The sequence below is a fragment of the Gottfriedia sp. ABJ_BB2_2 genome, assembly GCF_055484705.1.
In genome coordinates this window covers 249,532-275,628 of record NZ_JBVFKR010000005.1, presented here as the reverse complement: position 1 = coordinate 275,628, position 26,097 = coordinate 249,532, and the positions used below count along the sequence as shown (strand labels likewise).

Sequence of the window (26,097 nt, the reverse complement as noted above, 5' to 3'; positions counted from 1 at the left end):
TTCAAAAATTAAAATGGAAATGACTAAAATGGTAAAGGCAGAAGATATTTAAATCCTCTGCCTTTACCGTTTTAATTATAGATTTGGTAAATCTAATAATTTTACTGAATAAGCATGCTTATAGTTGCCATTTTCATCTAAGTATTCAACAACTAATAGTCCACCTAAATCCACCCCAACAAATTTGCTTACGTCAAAAGTAAATTCTTTTACACCAGGAGTTGCAACACTTTGTGCGAAAGGTGTTTCAGAAACGCCACCAGTATTATGATTTGGAGTTTCAAAATGATATCTAAATACTACGTCGAATTCATTTGAATTTTTTACTTTAAATTTAATTTTGTTATCATTGTATCTACCAGCTTCCCATGATAACTTTTGTTCGTCTACTTTAATTGGAGTCTCTGTTTGAATTAGGTTAATCACTCGATCAAAGTTTGCAATTGCACTGTCTTCTACTGTTTGACCAGCTGTTTCAATTGCAGTTTTAGCGCTAGCTTCTAGACCAGCAATTAATGCATCCAACTGACCATTAATACGAGTTACTTCAGAAGTAAGATGCGCAAGTACCTCACTAGTAGCTGTATTTTTTTGACTTTCAACTTCAGCAGCTAAAGCACTCTTCACTCGATTGATTTCTTTAATTAAATCTGAAGTCGCTTGCCCTTTAACTAATAAAGATGAGTCTGTTACATCTTTTACATTTGCAGCTTTTGCGTTATTAAGTACAGAAGTAATATTTGTCTCTAATCCAGAATATTGAGCATTTAAAGTCGAGGTTGTTTTACCATTCTCTGCATTGACTAATGAATCAAAATCCCCACCAATACTAGACATGAAAGCAGCTAATGCATTTTGTAAAGAAGCAATGTGCAATGCTAACTTTGCCTCAATTTTAGATTTTGTATCTGATTTTTCAGCTGCTCCAGCAGCATCAATTCTACCTTTAGCAGCATCTCGATCTGCATTTGCTTTTGTATCAATACTAGCTTGAGCACTTGGAAGCTTACCTGCTAGCGCTGCTGTAACAGCATTTTTTGCTGCTAAGATTTGAGCATTACCCCAAGCTGTGAATTGTTCTCCAGCGTTTGTATTAGCGAATGCTACACCAGTTGATCCTAAAATAGTTGCTGCTGCAATCCCCGCTGCAATTTTACCTTTTAATGATAATACGTTTTTCATTTAAATCTCTCCCTTAATATGTAGTTTTATTTTTTATATAATACCTGTTCTTCATTGAGAACAAGACGTTATAACATAGTTATTTTTCTACCTTTTCAATCAGCATTTCTAAAAATATTATCTTTTCTAGAATATACTGTTTTACGAATGAATCTTTTTCATTTTGTGCCAATACTTTAAGTTTTGAAATTGTTTCTTTCGTTTTATTTATTTCGATTTCAACTTGTTCTTTGGCAGTTTCTAAGTTTATATTTGACCCACTTTCAGAATTGATGTTTGGTAGAATATTAGAATCTTCATAAAGTTCATCTAATATTGTAGTCGCCTTCCCTTTTACTTCATAATTGATCAAATCAAAATCCTGATCTAAATTACTTTGATTGCTTTGGAAAGCTGTATTCATATTTTTTTCATTCTTTTCTAATTCACTTAGGATCACATTTTCAACTTTATCTTGAATATTCTTAGCTGAATCTTCAATTTCTTTAGTTGTATTCCCTAATAATTTCTTTGTTTCTTCATCAATATTGTCTTCGTTAGATCTTAATGTGATGCTGAGCTTCTTACTTATTGTAGTTTTTGCTTGATCAGTCTTTGAAAAGGACCAAAGATCTAATTGTTTCTTTATATCTGTATTAGCATAAACACTTCCTACACTAATGACCAATAGCAAACCTATTATTACGATAGGCAAGATTCTTTTATAATTTTGTATACCCTTCATATCCCCACCTCAAATTTGTATTATTCTAATACCAATGGTTTTGGAATACTATGAAAAGGAGATAAAGAGTATAATACATATCCTTTTAAATTATTAATTGATATAGGTCCTACACTATTATCTCTACTATCTAAACTTTCCCCTGGTGTTCGATTATCCCCCATTACAAATAATGTTCCATCAGGTACTGTTACTTCCTCCATGTCCACTGATTTACCTAATGTAGCGACTTCGGGTATTGCTTCATTATTGACAAAAACAATGCCCTCTTGAATTTTTACTTTATCACCAGCTACACCAATTATCCTTTTTACTATATCAATACCCTCTGTTGGTTGAGTTAAAATAGCAACATCACCTAAATGAGGTTTTTTATAATATTTAGCAGCTTTATTTACTATTATTAACCCTCCATCTTCTAAAGAAGGGCTCATTGAAAGACCACTAACTTTCGATATACCAATTACATTATGAAAGATAAAAAATACAAACAGTAAGAAGACGATATATTTAATCCAACCTACTAAATTATTAGATGACTTTTCAATTCTCTCTTTTACATGAACACTACTCGTATTTACCTGGCTCATACAATTCTCCCGTTAATCTGATTTTTTATCATCTTTATCTTTTTTAGGTTCATTTTGACCCTCATCTTTTTTATCTTCATTTGATGAACTATTATTTGAATCATCTTTTTGTTGATTCTCATCTTTCTTCGGCTCATCTTTTGGATCCGAATCTTTATCTTTATCTTTATCTTTATCTATATCTTTATCTTTGTTAATGTCTGCAATCTGATCCTCTGTCGATTGATCAATTTGATCTTTTACTTTATCTTTATCCTCATCATTCTTCTTTTTCATTTCTTCCTCAACTTCTTTTCTTTTTTGCTCGATCGCAAGTTGTACTTCTGCACTTTTTTGTTCTGAATAGTGAACGATTTCAGACGTTGAGTTCTCAATATCGGTTCGAATCTGTTCAATTAATTTAGCTTTTTCAATTTCTGTTTTTGTTAATGCTGCTTGTGTAATTGAATCTTTTGCCTCAGTAATCTTTGATTGGTACCAGTTTGTTACTAAAGTTGATACATCAGCTTCACCAAAGGCATAACTTGTTGAAGTGATAACAATACCGCCGGCAGCAATAATACTGAATATGATTTTATTTTTCTCAGAATTTTTTTTATGCTTCTTCTTACGGGTAATCATTTCTTTACCCCTTTCATTTCTCATTTCGTTCTGTATAAAGAACAACCTTACAATGTTCATTATATAGAACGAATTTTCAAAAAACAATACTTTTTTCATATAAAAGATACATCAAATATCGACCTTTTTTCTCATAATTTGTAGAAAAGTGAAATACAAATAAAAAAACCAGCACCAGCTGGTCTTTTTTACAGTTCCTTACTATTTTTATCTGGTTTACGGATTAAATGGAATCCATATGATACTAGGACGATTCCTAAAAGCATCAGTAAAAGATATAGTATGATATTAGCTTGAATTTGTTCATAAAAGTAGCCCACCAATGGAATTGTTACACCACTATATATAGAAACAATACTTTTACTAGTAACGATCCAAGGATCTTGTATCGGGTTTGCATCTCCTTTTGTTCGGTAAAGTTCTTGTTCATGCCCTTGGACTATTTCTTTAATACGATGAGTTACAAGAATTTTTTCATTGTATGGCATTCTAAATGTGATAATATCTCCAGGTACTAGCTTCATATTGTTTGTCCACTTTTTGACAACAATAATTGAACCAGTTTTTAATGTTGGCTCCATTGATCCAGAAATTACGTAATATACTTGGTGTCCAAAAAATGTAGGTGGTTCACCTTTCATTTTCCCTTCAATTACTTTATATGACATTAATAGCAGAACAACTAACATGAAAATGTTCATAAACCTAGTAAATACTTTCATATCACTTCTACCTCTGATAGAGCAATTGACTCTATATAATAAATTCCTGTCCTAATAGCGTATGCAGGTAACTCTATCATGTTCATAAAATAAAAAAAATAGACATTTTTTCGTACAAAATGTCTATCTAGCATATGGTTTTTATTCCAAATGATACGAAATATCCATAATAATCCTAGTTTCTGGGTTATCACTATTAAATGGCGCTAATCCTTTTTCATACTTACCTTGCAGCGTAAATTCTCTTTCTCTATTTTTTACAAGACTTCCCAAAGGAAAATTACCTTTTGAAAATTCATCCAGTGAGATTTTTTGATCTTTGTTGAGATCGAATCCAAGATTAATAAGGAATGTAGGAGTGTAGATTTGTTCACCAAATTTTATCATTTGAATGTTAATATATTGAGCTTCATTATGGTTCTTTTTTTGCAATAAAAGCCCTTCCAAAGTAATTCTTGTGATATCTTTTTTGCCTGTATTTCTTAGTATGTGTTTGATTTCATACAGTGAACCATTTTTTTCTTTTTCTTTCACATAGATTAAATCTGTTGTTTTTGTCATTTCTTTATTTGATAGATCTAGCTGTACAGTTGTGTATGGGCTTGTACTTACAGTGGAAGAAAAGGTGTAGTAAGCAATTGTGCTAATCAGCATGATGAGTAGTCCTGAGGTCATTAATAAGAAGCCGAATTGTTTGTTGTTTTTCTTTTTCATCAATTCACACCCTACCACACATAATATATTTGTTTTCATTATTAAATGTATTAGGCAAACGTAAATATATGTCAGACGCAAACGCTATTTTTTAAATTGAAATGGAAAGAATATACTTTTTATATATGATGGCGAACGTGTTAGTATATCTTCACCTACAGCGATTTTTTTGCTGTTTTCTAATAAATAGGCATTCATTTTTGAGCCAAATCTTTTTTCTATTTCTTGGTGGGCTTCTTTTAAAAAGAAGACTCTATTTTTCGTATTATGTGCATCCGAGGCTATACAGTGCGTTAAATTATGTTTTAGTAGTTTATTAGTGTATTTTTGAATTTTGCTTCCAAATTTGCCGACTACACTATTTGCAGTAATTTGAGTTAGCGCACCTTTTTCTACTAGTTCATAGAGGAGATTGGAATTCCGATGAAAAACCGCATTTCTTTCAGGGTGTGCAATAATTGGTACAATCCCATCACAAACTAAATTATGAATTAGCTGACTAGCATTTGATGGAACGAAGCTTGAAGAAAATTCGATTAAAATGTATTTTTGCTTGTCATCTAAAAACAAGTATTTGCCTTGTATTAAGTCAGTTTCAAATTGACTTGTTACACGAATTTCATGGCCAGGAGTTACAACTAACGGTATTTGATGCTTTGCTAGTTCTTGATTAAACAAATCTACTGTTTCTTTTACATGCGCAACCGAAATAGAATACTCTCCATTTTGTGTATGTGGTGTTGCAATAATTTTTTTGATTCCTTGGTCTACTGCAATTGTTGCTAATTGAAGTGCATCATCCATAATTTGTGGCCCATCATCCAAGTAAGGCAAAATATGACAATGTATATCAATCATATTTGACATTCTCCTTTTACTTACTATGTAACGTTATAAACCTAAATGACTTCTCAATTCTTTAGAGATCGATAGACGATTCTTATCTGGAATATCATAATAGTAAACACCATTAATCATTGTTCCATTGCCCTCTACTTGCTTTTGATCAATGATCTCACTTGCTGAACGATAATCTTTTTGAATTTCATAAATATCGTCTACCTTAAAATTCGTTACTAAGTTTTTTCTTATAGATTTTAGAATGTCATGATAGCTTAGTAGATTATCAATTCTTGCACCCTCTTTTATGACACCTTCAATAATTTTCCTCTGTCTAGCTTGTCGACCAAAATCTCCATTAGGATCCTCGTATCTCATCCGTGAAAACTTCAATGCATCATCACCATCTAAAAATAGTGACCCAATACCAAAGTGAACATCTTCAAATGTAAAATCGAGTGTATTATTTACTCTCACACCACCTATTGCATCAACGATGTCTTTAAACCCTTCCATATTTACTTGTAAATAGTAGTCAATTGGAATATTTAAAAACTTTTCGACTGTATGAATGGTCATTTGTACACCACCATAAGCATATGCGTGGTTGATTTTATCCATCTTCTTTTTACCGACAATTTCAGTACGTGTATCCCGCGGAATACTAATTATTTTTGTTGAATGCTTTGTTGGGTTGACGGTTACCACCATTAATGAATCTGAACGCCCACGATCTCCTTCTCTTTTATCTACACCTAAGAGCAAAACAGAAAATGGATCCTTTTCAACAACTTGAACTGGTTCAATTCGTTTTTCAGTTTTCTTAACTGGTTGATAAATAACTGTTGTTGTTTTGACAACGTCACGATAAATATAAAAACCGCATGCGCTTACGATGATTAAGACAGCTAATAATACAATGCCAGTCCGAACCAAAATCTTTCTGAAATTCACACCAACCTGACCCCTTTGACCAAATGACTTGGCAATATTTTTTATCTCTTTTTACTATTTATATGAATTCATGCATTTTTTAAGAGCAATTAATTATTTGTTTTGTTAACATTTTTCTTTAAAAAGACTAATTAGAAATAATTGTTCAGATTTAACAAATTGTTTGTAGATACTCTTTAGAATGCTTGATTTCCGTGAGATTGTTGGTGAAGTTTTGCTAGAAAGTAAATATTTTTTGTTCTCATTTAATTTTTTCAAGATTTTAGTAAGTAAAATTAGTAAATGTATTAGAACACCAATAGTAAATCCCACTAAAATAGCAAAAAAGGCTCTTCTTTCGAAGAACCCTTTTTAGGTTTGACGCAGTATTTTCTTCTGATTTGTATAATAATACTTTTCAAAAAGAAGTCTAAACATTAAAGAAACTATAGCTCCTACAATCCAGTAAACTACTATACTAGATATCACATAAAAGGATAAAGTGACCACTAAAATATTAATGACAATATACGTAATGAAATTAGCTTTATTTAATTCCTTAGGATATCCGTCTACTAAGTTAATGATTAAAAGTAAAATTGATAGTATGTAAGTATTGTCTATTTTTGTTAAATTAAACCATAGAGTGGTTACACCCTCTAATTCAGTTATATTGTAAAGTGCATAAATAAATTGAATAATTAGAAATGTTTGAAAGCATATAAAGATAAAACGCTTCCGAAGTAAGATGATTTTGTTTTCTTTATATAACTCAAGTAAAATTAGTTTATATTTCTTTTTCTCTGTACCCCTTGCCTTTTTTAACTTTTTTTCAGTTTCTTCTAGTTTATCTCTGATTAATTCTTTTTTAATTTTATTTGCCATACTAATATACTTTAATGGTAAGAATATGATCTTAAGCAACAAAGTAAATAGTATTATTGCCCCTAAGTAACCTACTCCTGGAATCAAAGAAAGATTATGTAGTGTACCATTCATAACACTATGTACCATATTCATCATTCAATAATACCTCTTATAAATTTTCAGGGTTTTTCGCTCTCATTCCTACTATAAACCCGCAATTCTTACAATATTCTACAACGAGTTTAGAAGGTTTTAAAGGATTATCTCCTACAATTTTTACCCCACTAACGTACCCGTTACTAAAATATCCATCTCTAATATCACTACTATCGCATTCTGGACAACTTTTCACTAGAAAAACCCTCCTAAATATTGGAATTTTTTTATGTTACTATAATCTATAATTTCTTCAATATGAGAAATTTGTCAACTACTAAAACAAAAAATCAAAATTTTCCCAATAAAAAAATAAGCAAAACCGCATTATTGCTGGACTCTGGTAATCTTATCAATTAAAAAGTAGCGAAAAATGGAAAAAAATAGCAAAAATTTTCCCAATACAAAAAATAAAAACTTTCATGTAACATGTTGGATGTAAGCGATTGGAAATATTATCTAATTTTCTAAATTAAGAATTTTCATTGGAAACTAGAAAATATACGCTTAAATGGAATATGTTGGTGCGAATGGCCACAGGAGGAATAATAGTGGGAGCACTTATTAAATTAATAGCAAAGAAATTAGTATCTTTATGGGATGAGTTAAACGGATTCACAAAATGGTCGATTGAACAGCTTGCGGGTTCTGCTATCGTGGAAGCAATTTCAAGAGGATATACTGCAACTGTTAATTTCTTATCTGGTTTATCATCATGGGTAATTGAAAAAATCGCAGCCCTTCTTGGACTGTAATTTAAAAAACTGTACGAAAAAAAGATTTTAAAACTGCCATTTTAAAATCTTAGTCATTTTTTTCACGATTTACACACTTATATAAAAAAATATAATGCCATTCGCACCAATTACCCATGAATTAAACCATGCTTAATTATACCATTTTTTCTATTAATTTTGCTATTATATTCCCCAGAAATAAATATCGAAAATTCGAATACATAAACAAAATGAAAAAGGTGACATCATGATCAATATTAGTAATAGAGAATTTATGGATGTGTTTAAAACATTTAAGTCCATAGCAATTATTGTATTTTTTACAGTTACTTCTACTTTAACTGCTCGTTTTTTTAGTAATAATCCAACTCTAATTGAAGATGTAAATTCAGGTTCAGTATATACATCAAGTATTAAATTATTAATCTTTTTTTGTGGTTTTTTATTTGTTTTTGCCATTTCTCATGACCTGATTAATAGAGAAACAGATTTACAAACCATACGTCTTTTAGTTACTAAGGTTTCTAGGTTCGATATTTTGTTTGGTAAATTTGTAGGTGTTCTGGCTTTTTGGGTATTTGCAATAACACTTTCATTTAGTTTGGTTTCTTTATATGCTAAGGATTGGTTTTGGAAAGACTATTTTATTCTAATTATTTTTATGGTATTTGTTGTTTCTTTCGTTGTTTTTTTATCAACAATCATAACTAAGCCTAATATTACAATGTTCTTAGGTATATTATTGGGACTTGTTCTTCCTATATTAGGACTGGCTTCAACTTTTACAAATAAGTGGTTTTTAGTCCCCTTTAAATATTTTCTTCCTTACTTTTATATTATTAAGGCTGGTTGGTTTTTATTAATTCCTTTACTAATTGCTATTATTCTCCTGTATATTGGATATTACGTATTAAATAGGAGGGATTTATAATGAATGCTATTGAAGTCTCAAATATAAAAAAATCTTTCTCTGATAAAGAAGTTTTAAAGGGAGTAAATTTATCAATTCAAAAGGGTGAAATATTTGGTTTTTTAGGTAGAAATGGAGCTGGAAAATCTACCTTTATAAATATTTTGACAGGAATCTCGTATAAAACATCAGGTACTGCTACAGTATTAGGATTAGATCAATCAGAAATAAATTCATATAAGAAAAAAATTGGTGTCATGCCTGATGTCACTAATCTTTATCAACATATGACAGCTCTTAATTTCATGAAATATATGAGTAGTTTGAAGAAAGTAAAAATATCCAAAAAGGATATAATCTCTTTACTAAATAAGGTAGGACTTTACGAAGTAGAGAAGCAAAAGATAAAATCTTTTTCATTTGGAATGAAAAAAAAGATATGTATAGCTCAGGCTTTAATTGGAAGTCCTGAAATTCTTATTTTAGACGAACCTACTTCTGGTCTGGATCCAGAATCAAGTATTGAAATTCAAAAGCTAATAATGGAAATCAAAGAAACCGGTACAACTATTTTCCTTACTTCACATAGCTTAAATGAAATTGAAAGAATGAGTGATCGAATAGCTATTATGCATGAAGGTAGGATTGTAAAATTAGGTACTGTTAAAGAATTAAAGAAAGATGCTAGTGAACATTTTAGTGTTTCTATTCGAACAGAACCTACCTTTACTGGTTCACTGATTTCAAAATTTAATAGTACTAGTAGCAATAATTTTCTTAATTTTAAAGGTAACGAGAATGGATATTCTGTATTAGAAAGTAATAGTGAAAGAGTTATACCGGAATTTATAGAGTTTTTGATTAAAAATGAATTCAAGGTTTTTGAGGTAAATATAAAAGAAACAAGTTTGGAAGAAATATTTTTAGCAGTATAAAGATGATCAGAGGGGTAGTTCTATGAATAAAAAAAGTAATCGTATTCTATTATTAATAGGAATTGTATTATCTATCCTACTACTTTTAGGTGGAATTTTCACCCAAACATTAGAAAATAATAAGTTGTTTCAAAAAGAAATAAAGATTGCTGTTCAAAACGACATATCACTTACAAATGAAGATGCAAATAATATCATTGAGTTTGTAGGAATTGCTGGCCTAGTCATATCTATAGTTGCTTTGTTGTCTTTAATTATTGGTGTTGCTTCTTACTATAACTTGAAAAATAATAAGAAAATAAGAGTAACGAAAATTATATTGATTGTTGGATCAATTTTAATAGGTCTATTTACAGTTGGAATCGGTTTTCTGCAATCATTACTTTATTTAATTGTGGGATTAAGATTAAAAGTTCAAGAAAAAATATAATTTTTTTTTATAAAATTTGAACAAGCTCCACTGTATTTTCTTATGAGTCTTATACATATATATTGTAAATAAATATCTTAACAGAAGTTAGAAAAAAGCCAATCCTTTTGTGCGAAGGGATTGGCTTTTTTAACACATTCCTTGTTCAACTAAGCAGTTTGTTCGCACTCTTAAATGACTCCATTACAATAAGAACTCGTCTTTTAATTAAGAGATTTGAGTAAGATTCATTCTTTTTAATAGTAGTATTCTTTAATTTTCTTTACCTTTTTGCGATTTAAGACCGTACCGATTACTTTCGTTGAAATACCTTCAAGTAGGTGCTTCGCTTTTTTAAGATCTTCAATTTCAGTGCCACCACTTTTCACTACAAAGATTAAGCCGTCTACAATTTTGCCAAGTACTTTTGCGTCCGTTACTGGTAGTAGTGGCGGTGTATCTATCATGATGACATCATAGGATGAACGTAGGATGGCTAGTAAATCCCTCATTGCATTAGAACCCAATAGCTCTGAAGGATTGGGCGGTATAGGACCAGATGGAATGATGTCTAATCCATAGACTTTTGTTTGTTGGATACTCTCGTCTAGATGAGCATGTCTGGTTAGGACGGATGAGAGTCCAATTGTGTTTTTTTGATTGAATATATAGTGCATAGTTGGTTTTCTTAAATCGGCATCAATGATACATACTTTTTTTCCTTGCTGCGCAAATGAAATTGCTAAATTTGAAACTGTTGTAGATTTCCCTTCAGACATATTTGCTGAAGTCACGATAATTGTTTGGAGAATCTTATCTGCCGAAGAATATTCTATATTGGTTCGAATAGATCGGTATTGCTCCGCTACGACAGAAAAGGAATCTTCTATCATAACCAAACTATGAGTAAGCTTGTTTTTTTTCTTCAGTCGTGACAACTTGAACACCTCGATTCGAACGGTTTTTTCGTTCCTTCCCACTGTCGTAAACCGTACCTAGGATTGGGACACCTAATATACTTTCTAGCTGTTTTTCGTCTTTAATAGTGTTATCTAAATAATGAAGTAGAAAAACGATACAAATACTGATTAAAATGCCGACTACATTCGCAATTGCAATTATGAGTATTGGTTGTAATTGTACTGGGCTTAATTCCTTGTTTGGATCAGTTTTTGTTAAAATAGAAACGTTATTAATGCTCATGATTTTTGGAATTTGCTCTTTGGCAACATCGGCAATTGTATTTGCAATTTTTATGACCAATTCTGGGTCTTTATTCTTCACAACTACATTCATTACCTGTGACTCATTTTCACTTCCAACAGTCATCATGTTTTGCAACTCTTCAATTGAAACATCTAAATCTAACCGCTCAATTACCTTCGTTAAAATGGCTGGGCTCGTTAATATGACATTATAAGTATTAATTAATTGTAAGTTTGTTTGAATATCAATGAATTGTGAGTTTACTTCATCAGCTTTTTTCTCATTTACTAGAATTTGTGATGAAGCTTCGTACGTTGGCTGCATAATATAATAGCTATAATAGCTTGATAAAGTAGACATTAAAATAATTGCCAAGATAATCACCCAAAACCGCTTCTTTAATATTTCGTAGAATTCTCTTATGCCGACCGTTTCTTCCATAGTCTCCTCCTACAAGTGATTGGTTCTTTTTACTAAGCAATTATTTATCAATTCATACAGAAAGGTTTTAGTGTCAATTGGTTAGCTTGTTGCCACTTTACCGTACTCTCTATCAATCATTTTCGCTCGAAAATGCCAATCAGATTTGATCATATCATCTAAATTATGTTTGATCTCCCAGCCCAATATTTCTTTTGCTTTTGTATTAGATGCAATTAATACTGCTGGATCACCAGCTCGTCTCTTTGTGTATTCATATGGTACTGCTACACCAGTAACCTCAATTACCTTTTCGATTACTTCTTTTACGGAATACCCATTATTAGATCCTAAATTGAAAATGCCGCTCTTATTTTGTAGCGTGTATTTTGCACCGAGAATATGCGCCCGTGCTAAATCCGATACATGTATATAATCTCTAATGCAGGTTCCATCACTAGTTTCATAATCAGATCCGTATATAGATAGTTTCGCTTTTTTTCCAAGTGCAGTTTGAATGGTCAGTGGAACTAAATGTGTTAAATGTTCCTTTTCTAAACCGATTTCGCCTGTATAATCTGCCCCAGCAACATTGAAGTATCTAAAAATACAATAATGAAAACCATATGCTTTTGCTGCCCATTGAATCAATCTTTCAGCTGCAAGCTTTGTTTCTCCATATGGATTAATTGGTAAACAGAGTTCTTCTTCACTAATTTCACTTCTATTTGGTTCTCCATAAACTGCAGCCGTTGAAGAAAATATGATGTTTTTTATATGATTATGTTTCATAACCTCAAGTAAAACTCTGATTCCATTTACATTGTTATCATAATATTCAAGTGGTTTTTCTAAGCTTTCCGGTACAATTAGTTTTGCAGCAAAAACAATCACGCAATCGATCTCTTTTTCTATTTGAAATACATGATTTAATGTTTTCTCATCTCTCATATCAGCTTGATAGAACTTAGCATCTTGATGGACATGTCCAATTTCGCCAGTAGATAAATTATCAACCACAATGACTTTATGGCCATCACGTATACATTCATAAACCGTATGAGATCCAATATATCCTGCGCCACCAACAATTAGTACCTTCATATTTCCCCTCACCTTTTCAATATCATCATAAACCATTTTTAATTTGCCTCTTGGACCTTCTCTTCTTCTAATAAACCATGAAAAAATCCAATTAATTCTTCTCTCAACTGTTTGTCCTGCATCGCAAAATCAACCGTTGTTTTAATAAAGCCTAGCTTTTCACCAACATCGTATCGTTTACCAATAAAGTCATACGCATATACCGCTTGAGATTCACTTAACAATTGAATTGCATCCGTAAGTTGGACTTCTCCTCCGACACCTACCTTTTGCATTTCTAAAAATGAAAAGATTTCTGGTGTCAAAATATATCGACCCATTATTGCTAAATTAGAAGGAGCAATTTCTAAACTTGGCTTTTCAACTAAATTATTTACTTTGTAAAGTCTGTCACTCTCTTTAAAAGGATCAATAATGCCATATCGATTAATCTCATGATTTGGTACTTGTTTTACACCAATGACAGATGCACCAGTTTGTTCATATTGTTGAATTAATTGCTTCGTACAAGGGACATTGGCCTGTACTATATCATCGCCTAGCAAAACTGCAAAGGGCTCGTCTCCTATAAACTTTCTAGCACACCAAACTGCATGTCCGAGTCCCTTTGGGTCCTTTTGGCGAATATAGTGAATATCAATCATATTTGAGGCTTGGACTACTTTTTCCAACAACTCAAATTTCTCTTTTTGTAAAAGGCTATATTCAAGCTCGAATGCATTATCAAAATGATCCTCTATTGCACGTTTCCCTTTACCTGTAACAATAATGATATCTTCAATACCCGATTCAATCGCTTCTTCTACAATATATTGGATGGTCGGTTTATCAATAATTGGTAACATTTCTTTTGGCATTGCTTTTGTAGCTGGTAGAAAACGTGTGCCTAAACCTGCTGCTGGTATAATCGCTTTTTTCACTTTCTTGTTCAATAGAATCCCTCACAGTTCTCAGTTTTCTTCCAACCATTTTTTACTTGCTACATATTCAAATCAACTTCGTATCATACTACCTTAAATGTATTCATTTACTAGACAGAGTATTAATACAATCTGCTAAATTATTTAAATTATTTTTCATAAAATAGGATTTTGAACCTTGCGAAACTATTTTATTTTCATAGAATGCTGTATGTGTTTCTACTGTAAACGCAAATTACTTCTAGGATGTGATAATCATCATGAAAAAGTTGATGACAATCTTACTTCCTCTAGGGCTAATCTTTATGCTAATTATGTCTTCTCTTTATTCTACCGTTAGCTTAAAATCTTCTAACGTAGCAAAAAACGGTAAATTAGTCGGACCTAAGAAGGACAGGCTGTCAACTACACAAATCATTGCTCAAAATATTGAATCAATCTATCAAATTGATTTAGACAAATTTCAAATTAATAACCAAAAAGGGAATCCAGTTCAAACGACAAATGGGATTAATAGTGCAATCCAATACGCTAAATCAAATGGATATACAGGCGCACTGCTTCCAGCAGGAAATTATCTAATTGAGGCTAATAATAGTGTTAATTTAGTTGGAGATTTTACATTTTACATGACTGATGCAACTGTTCTATATAAAGAAACAAATGGAAATGAGTATTACGATATTATTTACGTCGAATTCCCAAATAATAATGTATCTATTATTGGTGGAAAACTAGTTGGAGATAAAAATGCACATCATTATGACGGTGGCGGTACACATGAATGGGGATTCGGAATCCAAATTAGAGGATCTAAAAATGTAACGATTAAAAATGTAGAATTATCAAATTTTACAGGTGACGGGATTCTTCTATCGGGGCAAAATATTACAAGCTATATTGGAGAATCATCTGCGTTTCGATTTGGAGATATCAATTCTTCCGGTGAAATTGTACCATCTACTTCAAAAATCATCCTATCTAATAGCGATATGAATTTATCTTCTGTGCATTTTCAACGTACGAAGGAATTGCTACTTTACCCATCCTCCATTGATTCATTAACGAATAAATCCTATTCAGTCTATTTTTATGATCAAAACAATCGTTTCATTTCAAGTCAGAAAAATGTTCAGTTTTTACAAGATAGCGTTAAGATTCCTACAGGTGCGTATTATTATAAGCTAGTTTTTGACGCTAAAAAAATTGCACCCGATTTACGAGTTGACGTATGGGCATTTTATTTTGCTGAAAATGTATTAGTAGATAACTGTAAAATTCACGACAATCGTCGTCAAGGTATTAGTGTTGTCGGCGGCAGAAATATTACAATCTCAAATTGTATCCTTCATGATATGAAAGGGACTGCACCTCAAAGTGGTATTGATGTAGAGGGTGGAGACTATCCTAACGATACAATTACAATAGAGAACAACCAGTTTTACAATAATGATAGCTTTGACTTAATCTTTTACGATGGCGAAAACTTAAAAGCGTCAAATAATGTATTTGGGTCAAAAGGTAAAGTTGGACTATCTACTAGTAGCTTAAGTAAAAATAAAACGATTACGAACAACGTTTTTAATGGGACAAGCGCTTATGTCTACGGCGCAGCTTTCACAGGTAATACAATTTATTCATCGAAAATATATGGTTATCAATCTTCTACTTTCGAAAATAATACGTTTGAAAATGCTCGACTAGAATTATACGATGCAAATATCCTTGTAAACGGCTGTACGTTTAATAATACAGATCAAAGTGCTGGATGGAATATTTACACACCCGGAATTGATTTTACAATCTCAAACAGTAAATTTACTGGAGACCCTGGAGCTAGCATTGCAGGTGGAGATGCAAAAAATATCACTTATATCAATTCCCAATTTAAAGACATTGGTCGAACTATTTATGCATCTAAAATCACAAACTCTACTTTTACAAGTACTTCTGCACAATCATATATGGAAGTTTCATTAAAAGAGAATTCAACGATTAGTGGTTCGACTTTTAATAACGTTCGTGTTTATATCGAAAATTCAGCAACTTCAGGCGCTACACAAAAAACGATTGAGTCCTCGACTTTCACGTTTACTGAAAATCCTTTAAATAGTGAACCAATCGTTTCCGTTTTAAGCGCATCAAATTTTCTATTTAAATCAAATAAAATCAATCTTAATTACTCACCTGCAAAAGATTATCGAATGGTTCGTTTCTTTAAGGTGAATAATGCATACTCAGTAAAAGCAGCAACTTTTTCAAACAATACGTTTGCGTCTAAAAGTGCAAGTATTGCAGTAGATACAACTTCTTACACTGGTTACAATAAACCATTTTATTTTCAAAATAATATACTAAGCAATGCGACTTTAAAGGTACGTTCAATTGATAAAGTTACATCTACTGTCGTCCAAAACACTAAAAAATAAGCTAAAAAATAAAAGCCAACATTGTATTTCACAACATTTGTTGGCTTTTCATCTTCTATTACATTCCTTCTACCTTTTGTTTCAATAGCTTAACTTTAAGTAAAGGAAAGATTTGCCTAAATAACTGTTTCATTCCATTACGATCTGATAAAAAGTTACCAGATAATATCACAATCGCAATCCATCCAAACACGACAAGACTTGTCAGAAACCATGCAAAGTAATTCGTTGGATGAAGATGAACGATCGTGATAAAAGGTAGGATAGAAAGTAAACCTAAGCAAGTATTCACACTAATTTTGCGTACTGTATGTTTCACACTGACACGTAATATCTCTTTATGAGTATACATGATGATGTCAATTGACCGAAATGCTAGTGAAATAATTCCACCTAGCACAACGCCGACCATTCCATAAAAGTGAACAAATAGAATCGTTGTTAACACAAGAATTAATCCTTCGGTAATTGCTCGCCATTTTGTTTCTTTATAATGACCGGCTGCACTTAAAATAGACATATCCGGTACCCTGATTACTTTTAATAAACCAAACAATACCATTGCCAATGCTAAATCTTCACGGATATAATTCGCATCTGTTATACCATGTGTATAGATTCTAATAAACGGAATGATCAATACAAAGGTACAACAATACAAGCATGTAATAATCATAAAAAATGCATTTTCATATAAACTATGAAGATTTATTAATACTTCATGCTTATCTGTATTTAGTACATTACCGAAATAGGAGTGCATTCCATTTTGGAAGATAAAAACAACGCCACTAATTGCTGTAAGAATCATCATATAAATTGAATAAACGCTTATATCTTCTAGACTACAAAAAATAGAAAGAATAATGATAGGTGTATTCGTTAAGATAATATACATCAATTGATGTATGAGTATATCCCAGCGCTGGTTTACAGCTGTTTTATCCGGCTGAACTCGCAAGTTTAATGAAGGATATTTTCTCTTAATATAGTTTGAGATTAAGAAAAAGCTTACAATATAAACTATCGCTGAGCCAATTTGTATCGTTAAGATTGAGAAGCCTAAGTAGATAAAGAGGATTTTGATTAGCGTGTTACTGATTAAAGCAAATGTCTGTACATTTGTTAAAACATATCCCTTTTGATCTGCATACAGAAGTGTCCGGTATTTTCCGATAAAGAAAAATTCCACTACCCCACTTAGCCCCATTACCAACACAATAAAGCTAGTATAGAAATGTCGCTTTTCCTCAATGATGATTGGATAAATGAAAGCTAATAAGATGACAAGACCGGTAAAAACATATCCAGATTTAATAAAAAATTCTCTTGCCGCACTCATGATTTCATTAATTTTTTGGATATCATTCTTAGCAACAGGCTTATATAAAGAAAGTGTGATCGCCGAGGAAAGTCCAGCTTCAACGATTGTTAAGCAAGCTAGAAACTGTGTAATGGAACTAATTAGACCATTTGTACTTGAACCATATGCATGAATAATCATCTTTGGAATAATAAAACCAACAATGATTAATAGTACTTGAAGTATCAAGTTTGATAGTAAATTATAAAGTACTTTTTGATTTCTCATTATTTTGTCTCCTATCACTGACAAAAAAACTTATATAATGGCGTACAATTTATGAATCTCATCCTCTGTACTTGCATCATCAAGTTCTAAATAGTTTTTGATTTGTGTACGTAGACGTTCATCGTCTAATATTTGTTTTACACCATTAAAAATTGCATCAGCATTCATTTCAACAATAATACCGTTTTGATTATGTGTAATTTGATCTGTTACAACAGTAAAATTAGTCGTTACGATTGGCTTTTTAAAGATTCGCGCTTCTTGAATCGCCAATCCAAAGCCTTCAATTCTTGAAGCATGTACATATAAATCACTTTGCAATAAATATGGATACGGATTTTGCTTTACTCCCAATAAATGAAAGTGTTGATCTAGCTTTAAAGAGCGAATACGTTCTTTTAAATTCTCCTCTTCTTCACCCTCACCTATGACATACCATCTTAAGTCATACCCTGCTTCTATCAGTTTTGAACAGGCTTCAATTGCCAATTCATGACCTTTTGATTCAACTAGTCTACCAATTGATAGAATGCGAATGCCCTTATAATCATCATCAAAACCGTCTCCACTTTCGGCTAAATCGTGTAGGAATGATGGAGAAACTGGATCATAGATGACATTGATTTTTTCATTTGCAATTGGTAGCACATTTGTAAAGGACTCCTTGCATTGATCAGAAATGGCTACAATTCGATTAAATTTTGAATAATACGGTTCATCAAAGCCTTTATTAAACCTTGCTAGTTCATAGTCTGTATTAATCCAGGTGATTTTATTTTTGGCATCCACTTTAGTTGCGACAAAATATGTTGGTACACCTTGGCTAAATGCGATTGCTGTGTCATAGGTTTTTTCTAGCTTTGGAATTGAGTATCGAACGTACTGCCAATTAATCTGCGCTGTATGATATCGTTTCTTCTTAAAAGGATTTCTCAAGGAAATTGAAGTTGCGATTCGACTGAACATATAGCGAAACTGTTTCTTTTTTAACATATTGACTAAAAATATAGGCAGTGACTTTTTAATCGCCACATAATATTCAGGTGAATGTAACAAATTGACCTTCTCTGGAACTAATGGCAAAAATAATCCTTTCTTACGAATCAATAAAAGATCGACTTCATAATTGTCATAGTCAAAAGCATTAAGTAATGTAACCAAACTCTTTTCCGCTCCTCCACTTTGTAAAGAGTCGAGTACAAAAAGAATCTTTTTCTTCATCCAGCTTGCTCCTTCCTTCGAACTAGAATAATTGATATAATTTCTCTAATTCTGCGGAATTACGAAAGTCAGTCTCTTTATTATTTTTTGAAAGACCTTCCCTTAACAAAAGATTTTTAAGCATCTTTTCAATCCCACTCGCAATCCCTTCAACACTTAACTCTGTAATGACTCCATCTACTCCGTCCGTTACTTGACTATTGGCTGTAGGATAATTCGTAATTAAAACAGGTTTTTCTAATATTTGAGCCTCTAGTACCGCAACCGCCTTCCCTTCATACCGCGAAGGCTGAACATACAAATCGCAATGCTTAATATACGGATATGGATTCACCTTTTTACCGACTAAAATAAATTGCTTTTCTAATCCAAGATCTTTAATCATTCTTTTTAACTTTTCTTCATCTTCTCCACTTCCGACTACATACCATTTCACATTTTCGTACCCTTTATCTACTAAGAGCTTCATTGATTGGATGGCTAAATCAAAGCCTTTCTGAAAGCATAAACGACCGACTGATACTAGATTGAAATCATGTTCGTTTTTCTCTAAATCTTCCATGTATTCATTTGCTAGTTCCTTTACAAAGACTGGTGATGTAATATTCTCTACTTCAACAATTTTATTAGATAATGAAGGGTATTTATGTAGAAAAGCTTCTGAGCAGGAAGAAGAAATTGAAATAATGTGATCAAATTTTTCCCACATGGAACAATCTAAATCGACATCCGTATAAACCGTTGAATAATCGGTATGAATCCAGGCAATTTTTTTCTTTGCCTTCACTTTTTCACCGACAAAATAATGTGGCCACAAGTAGCTAATAGCGACGTCGTATTCTTTATGGAGTTCTGGTAAAAATGGTAACGAGTATTTCCACATAAGCTGCATTTGATAGTATCCTAGCTCATCTAATGCTTTGATCTTTCCTTTTGTCACGGCAATACTTTTAGACAATAACCTGACTGCCCCTAAAGCATAATACTTTTCCCTTACTACTTGTTTAATAGACTTTCGAAATGTCGCATAATGTGGAAGTTCTTTTAACAAATTTGGTTCAACCGGTAAAAGATCCATAAATTCACCATCATGACGATATAGCATTAAATCTACATTGTAATCATCATAATTAAATTGATTTAACATGCTAATTAAGCTTCTTTCCACTCCACCGACATTCAAGTCAAATGAAGCAATTAGAATATTCTTCTTCATTAGACTCACTTCTTTCCTTCTTGAATGTAGTGACGGATGAGTGCAATATTTTCGCCACCAAGAATCTTTGCTAAGAAAATTTTAACTGAAGTTTTCAATTTACTATGCCAAGGTAACCAGCTCTGATCAAAATGATGAATGGTAACAGTTTGATTTGTCGCCCTATTTCTACAGTTAATATAGTCATATGGAGAAAATACTTCTTGAGGATATATCGTTACGATGTTTGGTAACTCTTGTTTTTTTCCATCTAGTTTTATACCTAGCTGGGATAATAGTGAGCTTAAAATCGATACATTCGTGATCATATTATAGCTACCATCTGGATTTATGAAGGGTTTATCTTCATATGTTTCTAGCATTTTTCCGATTAAGGGATTTCCGCTCTTTGCTCCGATCGTACTTGTTGCAATAAAATTCTTTTCTTCAAAGCCTAGGAATGCTTCATCCATTAAAAAGGGATCGAAGGAATTACATACCTCTGTATCTGTATCTAAATAAATTCCACCATATTTATACAAAGCATATACTCTTACATAATCAGTAACAAAAGCGAATTTCTTGGCTTTATATGCTTCCGATACAAACTGATTTGTTTCAATATCAAAATGATCTTCATTCCATTCTATAAACTCATAATCTTGTAGATGTTGTTTCCAGCTATCTATGCATTTTACAAACATGGCAGGCTTATTTCCTCTTCCAAACCAACAATAATGGATTATTTTAGGGATTGTCTCATTTACTTCTTCCATTCATCATCACCTATTCATTTGATTTAATTTGAGAAAATGCTTTGATACGGAAAAACTCCGGCCACTCCACGAGTTAGTTGGATATTAAAGTAAACTAGCAATAATGAAAATAAAACAATATATACACTGATTCGAACGTATTTGTTTAAGATTAAAAGACAGTTTGGAATGAGAAGGATTGAAAAGATGTAAAAATAAGTAGCAAATCTTGCGAGAACTACCTGTTGACTACCAAGTGTATGAAAAATAAAAGCTAAAAACATCGCATTCATATAAATGATATTGAGTGGACTTTGTTTCATGAGTTTTTGTTTATGGAATAAAGCGAATAGAAATAAAGAACCAGATATGGCCATTCCAACAGGACTAGCCCCATAATTTAATGTATGATATTTATCTAGTAAATCACTGATTCGTCCCATAATATGTGGAAGAAATGGGATGCTACAAAACGTAATAATTGAGATAGACAAATAAAGAATTGTTGAATGATTTCTTTTTATAAAAGGGTAAACCAACAATGCAATGATGGCTGTCACATGGAATGACATTGCAATGAGAATGAAACAAATATACTTTTTAGATTCGTTCGAAACGATATATTTTAGTGCATAAAATACAATTGCAACAGCAATATACTGCCTCACAATATTGAACGATGAAAAATAAAAATACATTGTTAAAAATAAGAAGACACTGACACCTATATGGTTCGAATATCGATTGATTGTCAGAAAAATGAGGATCAACGTAATAAATGAAGTTGTTAAAAAGATACTTTCGTTATTTGTATTAAAGAAATAAACAATTTTATTAAGAAAGTAGTAACCAGACTCAATTCCTCTATTTTCATATGAAAGTAGTTTTATATGGTCAAAATATACGCGATAGCTTATAAAATCTGTCCCTACTTGATCTCGAAACCCCGCTGTTAACCATAGTGCTAAAAAGCAAAAACCACTAAAGATCGCAACAATCCATTTACTTAGCTTTTTTGATTGGCCGATTGATGAAAATAAAAATGTACTTAGTACGAGTAGATTATAACCAAGCATTTTTCACCTTCCATCTGTTTTATCATTCATCTACTATTAACGAACGTATTTTTTAATTCTTTTCTTTGCCATAAATTGAAGTTGATCCATTTTAAACTGCAACGAACTAATTGGGGTAATTTGATAGAAATGTTGATTATATGCATTATAGTCACCAAATACCAGACAGCAACGATAAAATTGGGATGCACACTCTTCTTGGAACCGATCGTGATTAAATGCGTTTGTTCCTTCATTTGCCTGAATAAGCTTCAACAAGTATGCCTCATAATCATTTAATTTGTATTGTAGCTGCTTCAGATTATGCGCTTCTGCTAATTCAAAATGTATATCATTTTGTTTAACTTCTATATTTAACCTTGATAAAGGAATAGAGATGATTTTTTTATAAATGTCACGGCGTTCTTTCTCATCGCGTTTACCGCGTGCTGTTTGGCTATTGCTTACTAACCGATACTGAAGTAACGGTTCTTGTAAATTTGCAATTTCACCATATAAAGCTAATTTATTCCATAATCCAAAATCCTCAGCGTAGCGATGGTCTTCATCGTAAAGCAAATGATGTTCTTTTAGTGTTTTTGCTCGGATGATTGTTGTAGGATGTGCAATAGCATTTTGAAATAACAGTCTAGTCTTCACTCGTTCTGTATCTTTCAGTGGTGTAATTCGTTTACTAATGAATGACTTAAAGTAAAACATATGGAATGACGAACCTAGTAACACAACATCAGGAGATTCATCCATTTTACGTACTTGTATGTCAAGGCGGTGCTGGTTTGCAATATCGTCTGCATCCATTCTAACAATATAATCACCACAGCATTCATTAAGTCCTCTGTTTAAAGAGTAGACCAAGCCTCTGTTCTGTTCATTTTGCAATAAACGTATTCTTTTATCACTAAATTGTTGAAGAATTTGTAGTGAATGATCTGTTGATCCATCGTCAATGATAACAAATTCAAAATCTTTAAATGTTTGATTTAGGATGCTTTTTACTGCTTCTGCTAAATATTTTTCACCATTGTATACTGACATGAGGACACTTACTTTAGGCATTTACTCCACCTTTCTGATCCTTCTAGACAGAGTGATCTCTTCTAATTGATGTAAAACATTTGAAATCTCATACTTTTGTACTCTTTCAAAAGCATTCTGTCCACAAGACTGTAAAAGATCCTTTTCCATAATAAACCTTTTTATAGCTTCCGCTGTCGCAGCATAGTCTCCTATTTCCACTAACAAGCCTGTTTCATGATCGATTACTAAATCTTTAATTCCTCTGATGTTTGTCCCAATGACCGGCTTCCCAAATGCCATCAATTCCATAATATTTCTAGGAAGACCTTCTCTATATGAAAGTAGCATTCCAATATCACTTGCGGAAATTAGCTCTTCAATATCCCTTCGATAGCCCAACATCTTGATTGTGTTCTCTAGCTGCTTTTTCACAATCTCGTGTTTTAGTGTCTCTAATAAATGTCCTTCGCCAGCACATAATACCTTCACTTGTGGATATTCAGTGGATATTAAAGAAATAGCATGAATCATTTGCTGGTGGTTTTTATTTAAATTTGTTTCTGCAATCATAACAATGACAAAGTCTGATGGGTCTATGCCAAGCTTTGCTCGAGATAATTCTTTTTTGTAGCTTAATACATTGTATTGATTAAGATTTAATCCAACACCGTTTACTTTATACGTTTCCGATACATGAAATGATTTGGCTCTTTCGTAATCCTCATCATTCATTGTGATAATAGCATCTGTAAATCTCGCCATGATTCGTTCGATTGGATAATATAGAAGCCAGTTTAATAGCGGTGCACCTTTATAAAAATGAAATCCATGTGCGGTATAGATTGTCTTCAACTTTGGAAATTTCATTTTTAGTAAACGACCATATAAAGCTGCAATTGGCGTATGGACATGAATGATGTCATACTGATGTTCCCTTTGAATTTGTACCAAACTCTGAAATGCCTTCCGATTCCTTAAATCTAGTGGGTTCCTTGAAAAAGGAATATCGAACACTTTTACGCCATTTGATAACAAACTCTCGTTTACTGGTCGATCAACTGCACAAGCACAGTCGACTTCAAAACCAATTTCCAGTAATCGTTGGATATGTGGAACTAGAAACGCATTAATTGTTCTACTTAAAGTTGTAATATAGAGTATTTTCTTCATTCGATCACCTTTAGTACATCAAGTAAATTTTCAACATACGTGTGCGGTTGATAGATTTCTAAATCCTTTTCAATATGATAATAAATACCTTCACTTCTTCTTATACAAATCGTTGTAAATCCGAGTTCCTTTGGCATAATAAAGTCTTTATTCAGATTGTCACCGACATAGACCATTTCTGAATAATCGACATTGAGCCTATCTTTCATTAACTGAAATGATTTCTTGTGCGGTTTCCAATATTTCCTGCCAAATTCATCTGTTATAATAATTTCGTCAACATATTGTCCTAGATGTAACGTCTCTATTTTTCTTTGCTGAGATTCTTTGTATCCATCTGTAATAATCCCTATTTTGTAATTTTTCTGCTTCAGCAATGAAAGTAACTCCTTCGCATCATCAAGTAAATGAATTTCAGGATCGTGGTCTCTATAAAGCTTTAACAATTCTAGAATATATGCCTGGTTATAATATAATTTCAGATCATCTAAAACACGATTAAATACCTTTGACTTGCCCTTCGTAAACGCCAAACACATTTTTTCAAAGACAATTGATTGAGTAACATTAAAATCATTAGCAATTTTTTCACTAACCACTTGATATCCGCTAAATACATAATCTTTTTCTAAAATTAAGGTGTCATCGAGATCTAATACAATAGCCCGTATCAAGATATCACGCTACTTTTTTGATGAATATAAACTGTTTGGTCATACCGTAAACACAATAACTCGTCCTCATAATCCTCACTATATGACAGTTCATATCCCATTAATAACTTGTAAATAGCAATAGCAGAATTTGCTCCCGCTTTAAAACTCATCGGAGCACCCCCACCGAAGCGAGGATTAATTTCAATAAACTTTATGCTATCTTTCGTCTTAAAGCACTGAACGGTTACTTGACCAATCGGCTTCAAAGTTTCTAGTAGCTCTTTTACTTTTTTTATGATAAATGCATCCTTACTAATCATCCCTTTAGATATTTCTCCACTTCTAACAGCAATTCTTTTTCGAGGGACGATTGAAAGAATCTGACTATTAAAATCTAGAAAAGCATCAATAGTGAACTCTTCACCATCGATGAACTCTTGTACCATTGGGTTTTTCACATACTGTTTAAAAAATGCTAGTTCTATCTCAGAATTCACCTTAAAAGAATGAATACTTGAGCTTCCATCAAATGGTTTAATAAATAAAGGAAACTCGTAATCTTTCATTTCTAACGCTTTATTTGTGATAATGTTTGGTGAATCAAAGCCATTATTTTCAAAAAACGCCTGCGTAGTCATCTTATTTAAACAAATCGATATAACGTCTAAATCTGATACTAACACTTTGGCATTTGTTTCAGTTTCAATTAATTCTTTATTTTGAGCGATTCTAGGCAGATCCAAATCTATTGTAGGGATGATTAAATGGATTTTTTCTTTATGACAAATATTGATTAATGTCGAAATATATTCGTTGTCATGAATCGAAGGTACAATATAAAAAGCGTCTGTGAAGTAAAATGCAGGAGCAGTTGGAGAACTATCGACTGAAATCAACTTACTTTTTATATTTAATTCATTAGCAGCTTCTTTAAATTGCTTAATAAGCTCAACTCTTCTACCTGCACTTAGAAAAAGTATATTAAATTCTTTCATAT

The 26,097-nt window shown here is 32.1% G+C and carries 28 protein-coding genes; 5 read left to right on the top strand and 23 right to left on the bottom strand.

All coding sequences use genetic code 11. The features are described from left to right. Nucleotides 1-75: 75 nt before the first annotated feature. The 10 genes from ACX6U0_RS13810 to ACX6U0_RS13765 form a co-directional block, all read right to left on the bottom strand. Nucleotides 76-1,182 (bottom strand): hypothetical protein, encoded by a 1,107-nt coding sequence (locus ACX6U0_RS13810; protein ID WP_464960480.1) that lies wholly within the window; start codon nt 1,180-1,182, stop codon nt 76-78. A gap of 79 nt (nt 1,183-1,261) precedes the next feature. After that, the gene (locus ACX6U0_RS13805; RefSeq protein ID WP_464960479.1) at nt 1,262-1,906 is read right to left on the bottom strand and encodes a hypothetical protein; all 645 of its coding nucleotides are present in this window, start codon (nt 1,904-1,906) and stop codon (nt 1,262-1,264) included. A gap of 20 nt (nt 1,907-1,926) precedes the next feature. Continuing rightward, nucleotides 1,927-2,496, bottom strand: a complete 570-nt coding sequence (lepB, locus tag ACX6U0_RS13800; protein WP_464960478.1) for a signal peptidase I — start codon at nt 2,494-2,496, stop codon at nt 1,927-1,929. A gap of 12 nt (nt 2,497-2,508) precedes the next feature. After that, nucleotides 2,509-3,117, bottom strand: coding sequence for a hypothetical protein (locus ACX6U0_RS13795; RefSeq protein ID WP_464960477.1), 609 nt, complete (start codon nt 3,115-3,117; stop codon nt 2,509-2,511). A 188-nt stretch (nt 3,118-3,305) separates the two neighbouring features. After that, on the bottom strand, nt 3,306-3,839 hold the full coding sequence (locus ACX6U0_RS13790) for a signal peptidase I (RefSeq protein ID WP_464960476.1): 534 nt from the start codon (nt 3,837-3,839) through the stop codon (nt 3,306-3,308). 141 nt (nt 3,840-3,980) lie between these two features. After that, a complete protein-coding gene (locus ACX6U0_RS13785) occupies nt 3,981-4,553 on the bottom strand; it encodes a hypothetical protein (protein ID WP_464960475.1) in 573 nt (190 codons plus the stop codon). A gap of 84 nt (nt 4,554-4,637) precedes the next feature. Then, on the bottom strand, nt 4,638-5,411 hold the full coding sequence (locus ACX6U0_RS13780; RefSeq protein WP_464960474.1) for a tyrosine-protein phosphatase: 774 nt from the start codon (nt 5,409-5,411) through the stop codon (nt 4,638-4,640). Between the two features lie 33 nt (nt 5,412-5,444). Beyond that, on the bottom strand, nt 5,445-6,347 hold the full coding sequence (locus ACX6U0_RS13775; RefSeq protein WP_464960473.1) for an LCP family glycopolymer transferase: 903 nt from the start codon (nt 6,345-6,347) through the stop codon (nt 5,445-5,447). A gap of 351 nt (nt 6,348-6,698) precedes the next feature. After that, nucleotides 6,699-7,349 carry a YidC/Oxa1 family membrane protein insertase gene (locus tag ACX6U0_RS13770; RefSeq protein ID WP_464960472.1) on the bottom strand — a complete coding sequence of 217 codons (651 nt, stop codon included), beginning with the start codon at nt 7,347-7,349 and terminating at the stop codon, nt 6,699-6,701. Nucleotides 7,350-7,362: 13 nt separating this feature from the next. Next, entirely contained in the window at nt 7,363-7,545 is a 183-nt protein-coding gene (locus ACX6U0_RS13765) for a hypothetical protein (RefSeq protein WP_464960471.1), read from the bottom strand. Between the two features lie 355 nt (nt 7,546-7,900). Between ACX6U0_RS13765 and ACX6U0_RS13760 the strand changes: the two genes are divergently transcribed. The 4 genes from ACX6U0_RS13760 to ACX6U0_RS13745 all read left to right on the top strand — a co-directional run bounded on the left by ACX6U0_RS13760 (nt 7,901) and on the right by ACX6U0_RS13745 (nt 10,361). Further along, nucleotides 7,901-8,104 (top strand): hypothetical protein, encoded by a 204-nt coding sequence (locus ACX6U0_RS13760; protein WP_464960470.1) that lies wholly within the window; start codon nt 7,901-7,903, stop codon nt 8,102-8,104. A 229-nt stretch (nt 8,105-8,333) separates the two neighbouring features. Continuing rightward, nucleotides 8,334-9,017 (top strand): ABC transporter permease, encoded by a 684-nt coding sequence (locus ACX6U0_RS13755; protein WP_464960469.1) that lies wholly within the window; start codon nt 8,334-8,336, stop codon nt 9,015-9,017. After that, on the top strand, nt 9,017-9,931 hold the full coding sequence (locus ACX6U0_RS13750; protein WP_464960468.1) for an ABC transporter ATP-binding protein: 915 nt from the start codon (nt 9,017-9,019) through the stop codon (nt 9,929-9,931). The genes ACX6U0_RS13755 and ACX6U0_RS13750 overlap by 1 nt, the downstream gene beginning before the upstream one ends. A gap of 22 nt (nt 9,932-9,953) precedes the next feature. Continuing rightward, entirely contained in the window at nt 9,954-10,361 is a 408-nt protein-coding gene (locus ACX6U0_RS13745; protein ID WP_464960467.1) for a DUF4064 domain-containing protein, read from the top strand. Nucleotides 10,362-10,597: 236 nt separating this feature from the next. Here ACX6U0_RS13745 and ACX6U0_RS13740 read toward each other — a convergent pair whose 3' ends face one another. From ACX6U0_RS13740 to galU, 4 genes are all read right to left on the bottom strand, one after another. Then, nucleotides 10,598-11,278: a CpsD/CapB family tyrosine-protein kinase gene (locus ACX6U0_RS13740; RefSeq protein ID WP_464960466.1), complete on the bottom strand. Its 681-nt coding sequence runs from the start codon at nt 11,276-11,278 to the stop codon at nt 10,598-10,600. Beyond that, on the bottom strand, nt 11,241-11,987 hold the full coding sequence (locus tag ACX6U0_RS13735; RefSeq protein WP_464960465.1) for a YveK family protein: 747 nt from the start codon (nt 11,985-11,987) through the stop codon (nt 11,241-11,243). The genes ACX6U0_RS13740 and ACX6U0_RS13735 overlap by 38 nt, the downstream gene beginning before the upstream one ends. Nucleotides 11,988-12,068: 81 nt before the next feature. Beyond that, nucleotides 12,069-13,070, bottom strand: a complete 1,002-nt coding sequence (gene galE, locus ACX6U0_RS13730; protein WP_464960464.1) for a UDP-glucose 4-epimerase GalE — start codon at nt 13,068-13,070, stop codon at nt 12,069-12,071. A 38-nt stretch (nt 13,071-13,108) separates the two neighbouring features. Further along, nucleotides 13,109-14,002, bottom strand: coding sequence for a UTP--glucose-1-phosphate uridylyltransferase GalU (gene galU / locus ACX6U0_RS13725; RefSeq protein ID WP_464960463.1), 894 nt, complete (start codon nt 14,000-14,002; stop codon nt 13,109-13,111). A gap of 248 nt (nt 14,003-14,250) precedes the next feature. On the opposite strand from galU, the gene ACX6U0_RS13720 reads away from it, so the two are divergent. Further along, nucleotides 14,251-16,419 (top strand): right-handed parallel beta-helix repeat-containing protein, encoded by a 2,169-nt coding sequence (locus ACX6U0_RS13720; RefSeq protein WP_464960462.1) that lies wholly within the window; start codon nt 14,251-14,253, stop codon nt 16,417-16,419. 58 nt (nt 16,420-16,477) lie between these two features. Here the strand turns inward: ACX6U0_RS13720 and ACX6U0_RS13715 are convergent, their stop codons facing one another. Genes ACX6U0_RS13715 through ACX6U0_RS13675 form a run of 9 tightly spaced genes read right to left on the bottom strand, consistent with a single transcriptional unit; the run spans nt 16,478 to nt 26,095 of the window. Further along, nucleotides 16,478-18,010 carry a lipopolysaccharide biosynthesis protein gene (locus ACX6U0_RS13715; protein ID WP_464960461.1) on the bottom strand — a complete coding sequence of 511 codons (1,533 nt, stop codon included), beginning with the start codon at nt 18,008-18,010 and terminating at the stop codon, nt 16,478-16,480. Nucleotides 18,011-18,040: 30 nt separating this feature from the next. After that, nucleotides 18,041-19,231, bottom strand: coding sequence for a glycosyltransferase (locus tag ACX6U0_RS13710; RefSeq protein WP_464960460.1), 1,191 nt, complete (start codon nt 19,229-19,231; stop codon nt 18,041-18,043). Between the two features lie 22 nt (nt 19,232-19,253). Further along, nucleotides 19,254-20,447 (bottom strand): glycosyltransferase, encoded by a 1,194-nt coding sequence (locus tag ACX6U0_RS13705; protein WP_464960459.1) that lies wholly within the window; start codon nt 20,445-20,447, stop codon nt 19,254-19,256. 5 nt (nt 20,448-20,452) lie between these two features. After that, nucleotides 20,453-21,202: a glycosyltransferase family 32 protein gene (locus ACX6U0_RS13700; RefSeq protein WP_464960458.1), complete on the bottom strand. Its 750-nt coding sequence runs from the start codon at nt 21,200-21,202 to the stop codon at nt 20,453-20,455. Between the two features lie 23 nt (nt 21,203-21,225). Continuing rightward, nucleotides 21,226-22,257, bottom strand: coding sequence for an EpsG family protein (locus tag ACX6U0_RS13695; RefSeq protein ID WP_464960457.1), 1,032 nt, complete (start codon nt 22,255-22,257; stop codon nt 21,226-21,228). Between the two features lie 36 nt (nt 22,258-22,293). After that, nucleotides 22,294-23,313 (bottom strand): glycosyltransferase family 2 protein, encoded by a 1,020-nt coding sequence (locus tag ACX6U0_RS13690; protein WP_464960456.1) that lies wholly within the window; start codon nt 23,311-23,313, stop codon nt 22,294-22,296. Next, nucleotides 23,314-24,444 (bottom strand): glycosyltransferase family 4 protein, encoded by a 1,131-nt coding sequence (locus tag ACX6U0_RS13685; RefSeq protein WP_464960455.1) that lies wholly within the window; start codon nt 24,442-24,444, stop codon nt 23,314-23,316. Then, nucleotides 24,441-25,118: an HAD family hydrolase gene (locus tag ACX6U0_RS13680; RefSeq protein ID WP_464960454.1), complete on the bottom strand. Its 678-nt coding sequence runs from the start codon at nt 25,116-25,118 to the stop codon at nt 24,441-24,443. The genes ACX6U0_RS13685 and ACX6U0_RS13680 overlap by 4 nt, the downstream gene beginning before the upstream one ends. Then, nucleotides 25,115-26,095: an ATP-grasp domain-containing protein gene (locus ACX6U0_RS13675; RefSeq protein WP_464960453.1), complete on the bottom strand. Its 981-nt coding sequence runs from the start codon at nt 26,093-26,095 to the stop codon at nt 25,115-25,117. The genes ACX6U0_RS13680 and ACX6U0_RS13675 overlap by 4 nt, the downstream gene beginning before the upstream one ends. Nucleotides 26,096-26,097: the final 2 nt, after the last annotated feature.

Bases quoted from the DNA above. Each gene is read 5' to 3' on its own strand.
- ACX6U0_RS13810 (WP_464960480.1), bottom strand. From the start codon at position 1,182: ATGAAAAACGTATTATCATTAAAAGGTAAAATTGCAGCGGGGATTGCA.
- ACX6U0_RS13805 (WP_464960479.1), bottom strand. From the start codon at position 1,906: ATGAAGGGTATACAAAATTATAAAAGAATCTTGCCTATCGTAATAATA.
- lepB (WP_464960478.1), bottom strand. From the start codon at position 2,496: ATGAGCCAGGTAAATACGAGTAGTGTTCATGTAAAAGAGAGAATTGAA.
- ACX6U0_RS13795 (WP_464960477.1), bottom strand. From the start codon at position 3,117: ATGATTACCCGTAAGAAGAAGCATAAAAAAAATTCTGAGAAAAATAAA.
- ACX6U0_RS13790 (WP_464960476.1), bottom strand. From the start codon at position 3,839: ATGAAAGTATTTACTAGGTTTATGAACATTTTCATGTTAGTTGTTCTG.
- ACX6U0_RS13785 (WP_464960475.1), bottom strand. From the start codon at position 4,553: ATGAAAAAGAAAAACAACAAACAATTCGGCTTCTTATTAATGACCTCA.
- ACX6U0_RS13780 (WP_464960474.1), bottom strand. From the start codon at position 5,411: ATGATTGATATACATTGTCATATTTTGCCTTACTTGGATGATGGGCCA.
- ACX6U0_RS13770 (WP_464960472.1), bottom strand. From the start codon at position 7,349: ATGATGAATATGGTACATAGTGTTATGAATGGTACACTACATAATCTT.
- ACX6U0_RS13755 (WP_464960469.1), top strand. From the start codon at position 8,334: ATGATCAATATTAGTAATAGAGAATTTATGGATGTGTTTAAAACATTT.
- ACX6U0_RS13750 (WP_464960468.1), top strand. From the start codon at position 9,017: ATGAATGCTATTGAAGTCTCAAATATAAAAAAATCTTTCTCTGATAAA.
- ACX6U0_RS13745 (WP_464960467.1), top strand. From the start codon at position 9,954: ATGAATAAAAAAAGTAATCGTATTCTATTATTAATAGGAATTGTATTA.
- ACX6U0_RS13735 (WP_464960465.1), bottom strand. From the start codon at position 11,987: ATGGAAGAAACGGTCGGCATAAGAGAATTCTACGAAATATTAAAGAAG.
- galE (WP_464960464.1), bottom strand. From the start codon at position 13,070: ATGAAGGTACTAATTGTTGGTGGCGCAGGATATATTGGATCTCATACG.
- ACX6U0_RS13720 (WP_464960462.1), top strand. From the start codon at position 14,251: ATGAAAAAGTTGATGACAATCTTACTTCCTCTAGGGCTAATCTTTATG.
- ACX6U0_RS13715 (WP_464960461.1), bottom strand. From the start codon at position 18,010: ATGAGAAATCAAAAAGTACTTTATAATTTACTATCAAACTTGATACTT.
- ACX6U0_RS13710 (WP_464960460.1), bottom strand. From the start codon at position 19,231: ATGAAGAAAAAGATTCTTTTTGTACTCGACTCTTTACAAAGTGGAGGA.
- ACX6U0_RS13705 (WP_464960459.1), bottom strand. From the start codon at position 20,447: ATGAAGAAGAATATTCTAATTGCTTCATTTGACTTGAATGTCGGTGGA.
- ACX6U0_RS13700 (WP_464960458.1), bottom strand. From the start codon at position 21,202: ATGGAAGAAGTAAATGAGACAATCCCTAAAATAATCCATTATTGTTGG.
- ACX6U0_RS13695 (WP_464960457.1), bottom strand. From the start codon at position 22,257: ATGCTTGGTTATAATCTACTCGTACTAAGTACATTTTTATTTTCATCA.
- ACX6U0_RS13690 (WP_464960456.1), bottom strand. From the start codon at position 23,313: ATGCCTAAAGTAAGTGTCCTCATGTCAGTATACAATGGTGAAAAATAT.
- ACX6U0_RS13685 (WP_464960455.1), bottom strand. From the start codon at position 24,444: ATGAAGAAAATACTCTATATTACAACTTTAAGTAGAACAATTAATGCG.
- ACX6U0_RS13675 (WP_464960453.1), bottom strand. From the start codon at position 26,095: ATGAAAGAATTTAATATACTTTTTCTAAGTGCAGGTAGAAGAGTTGAG.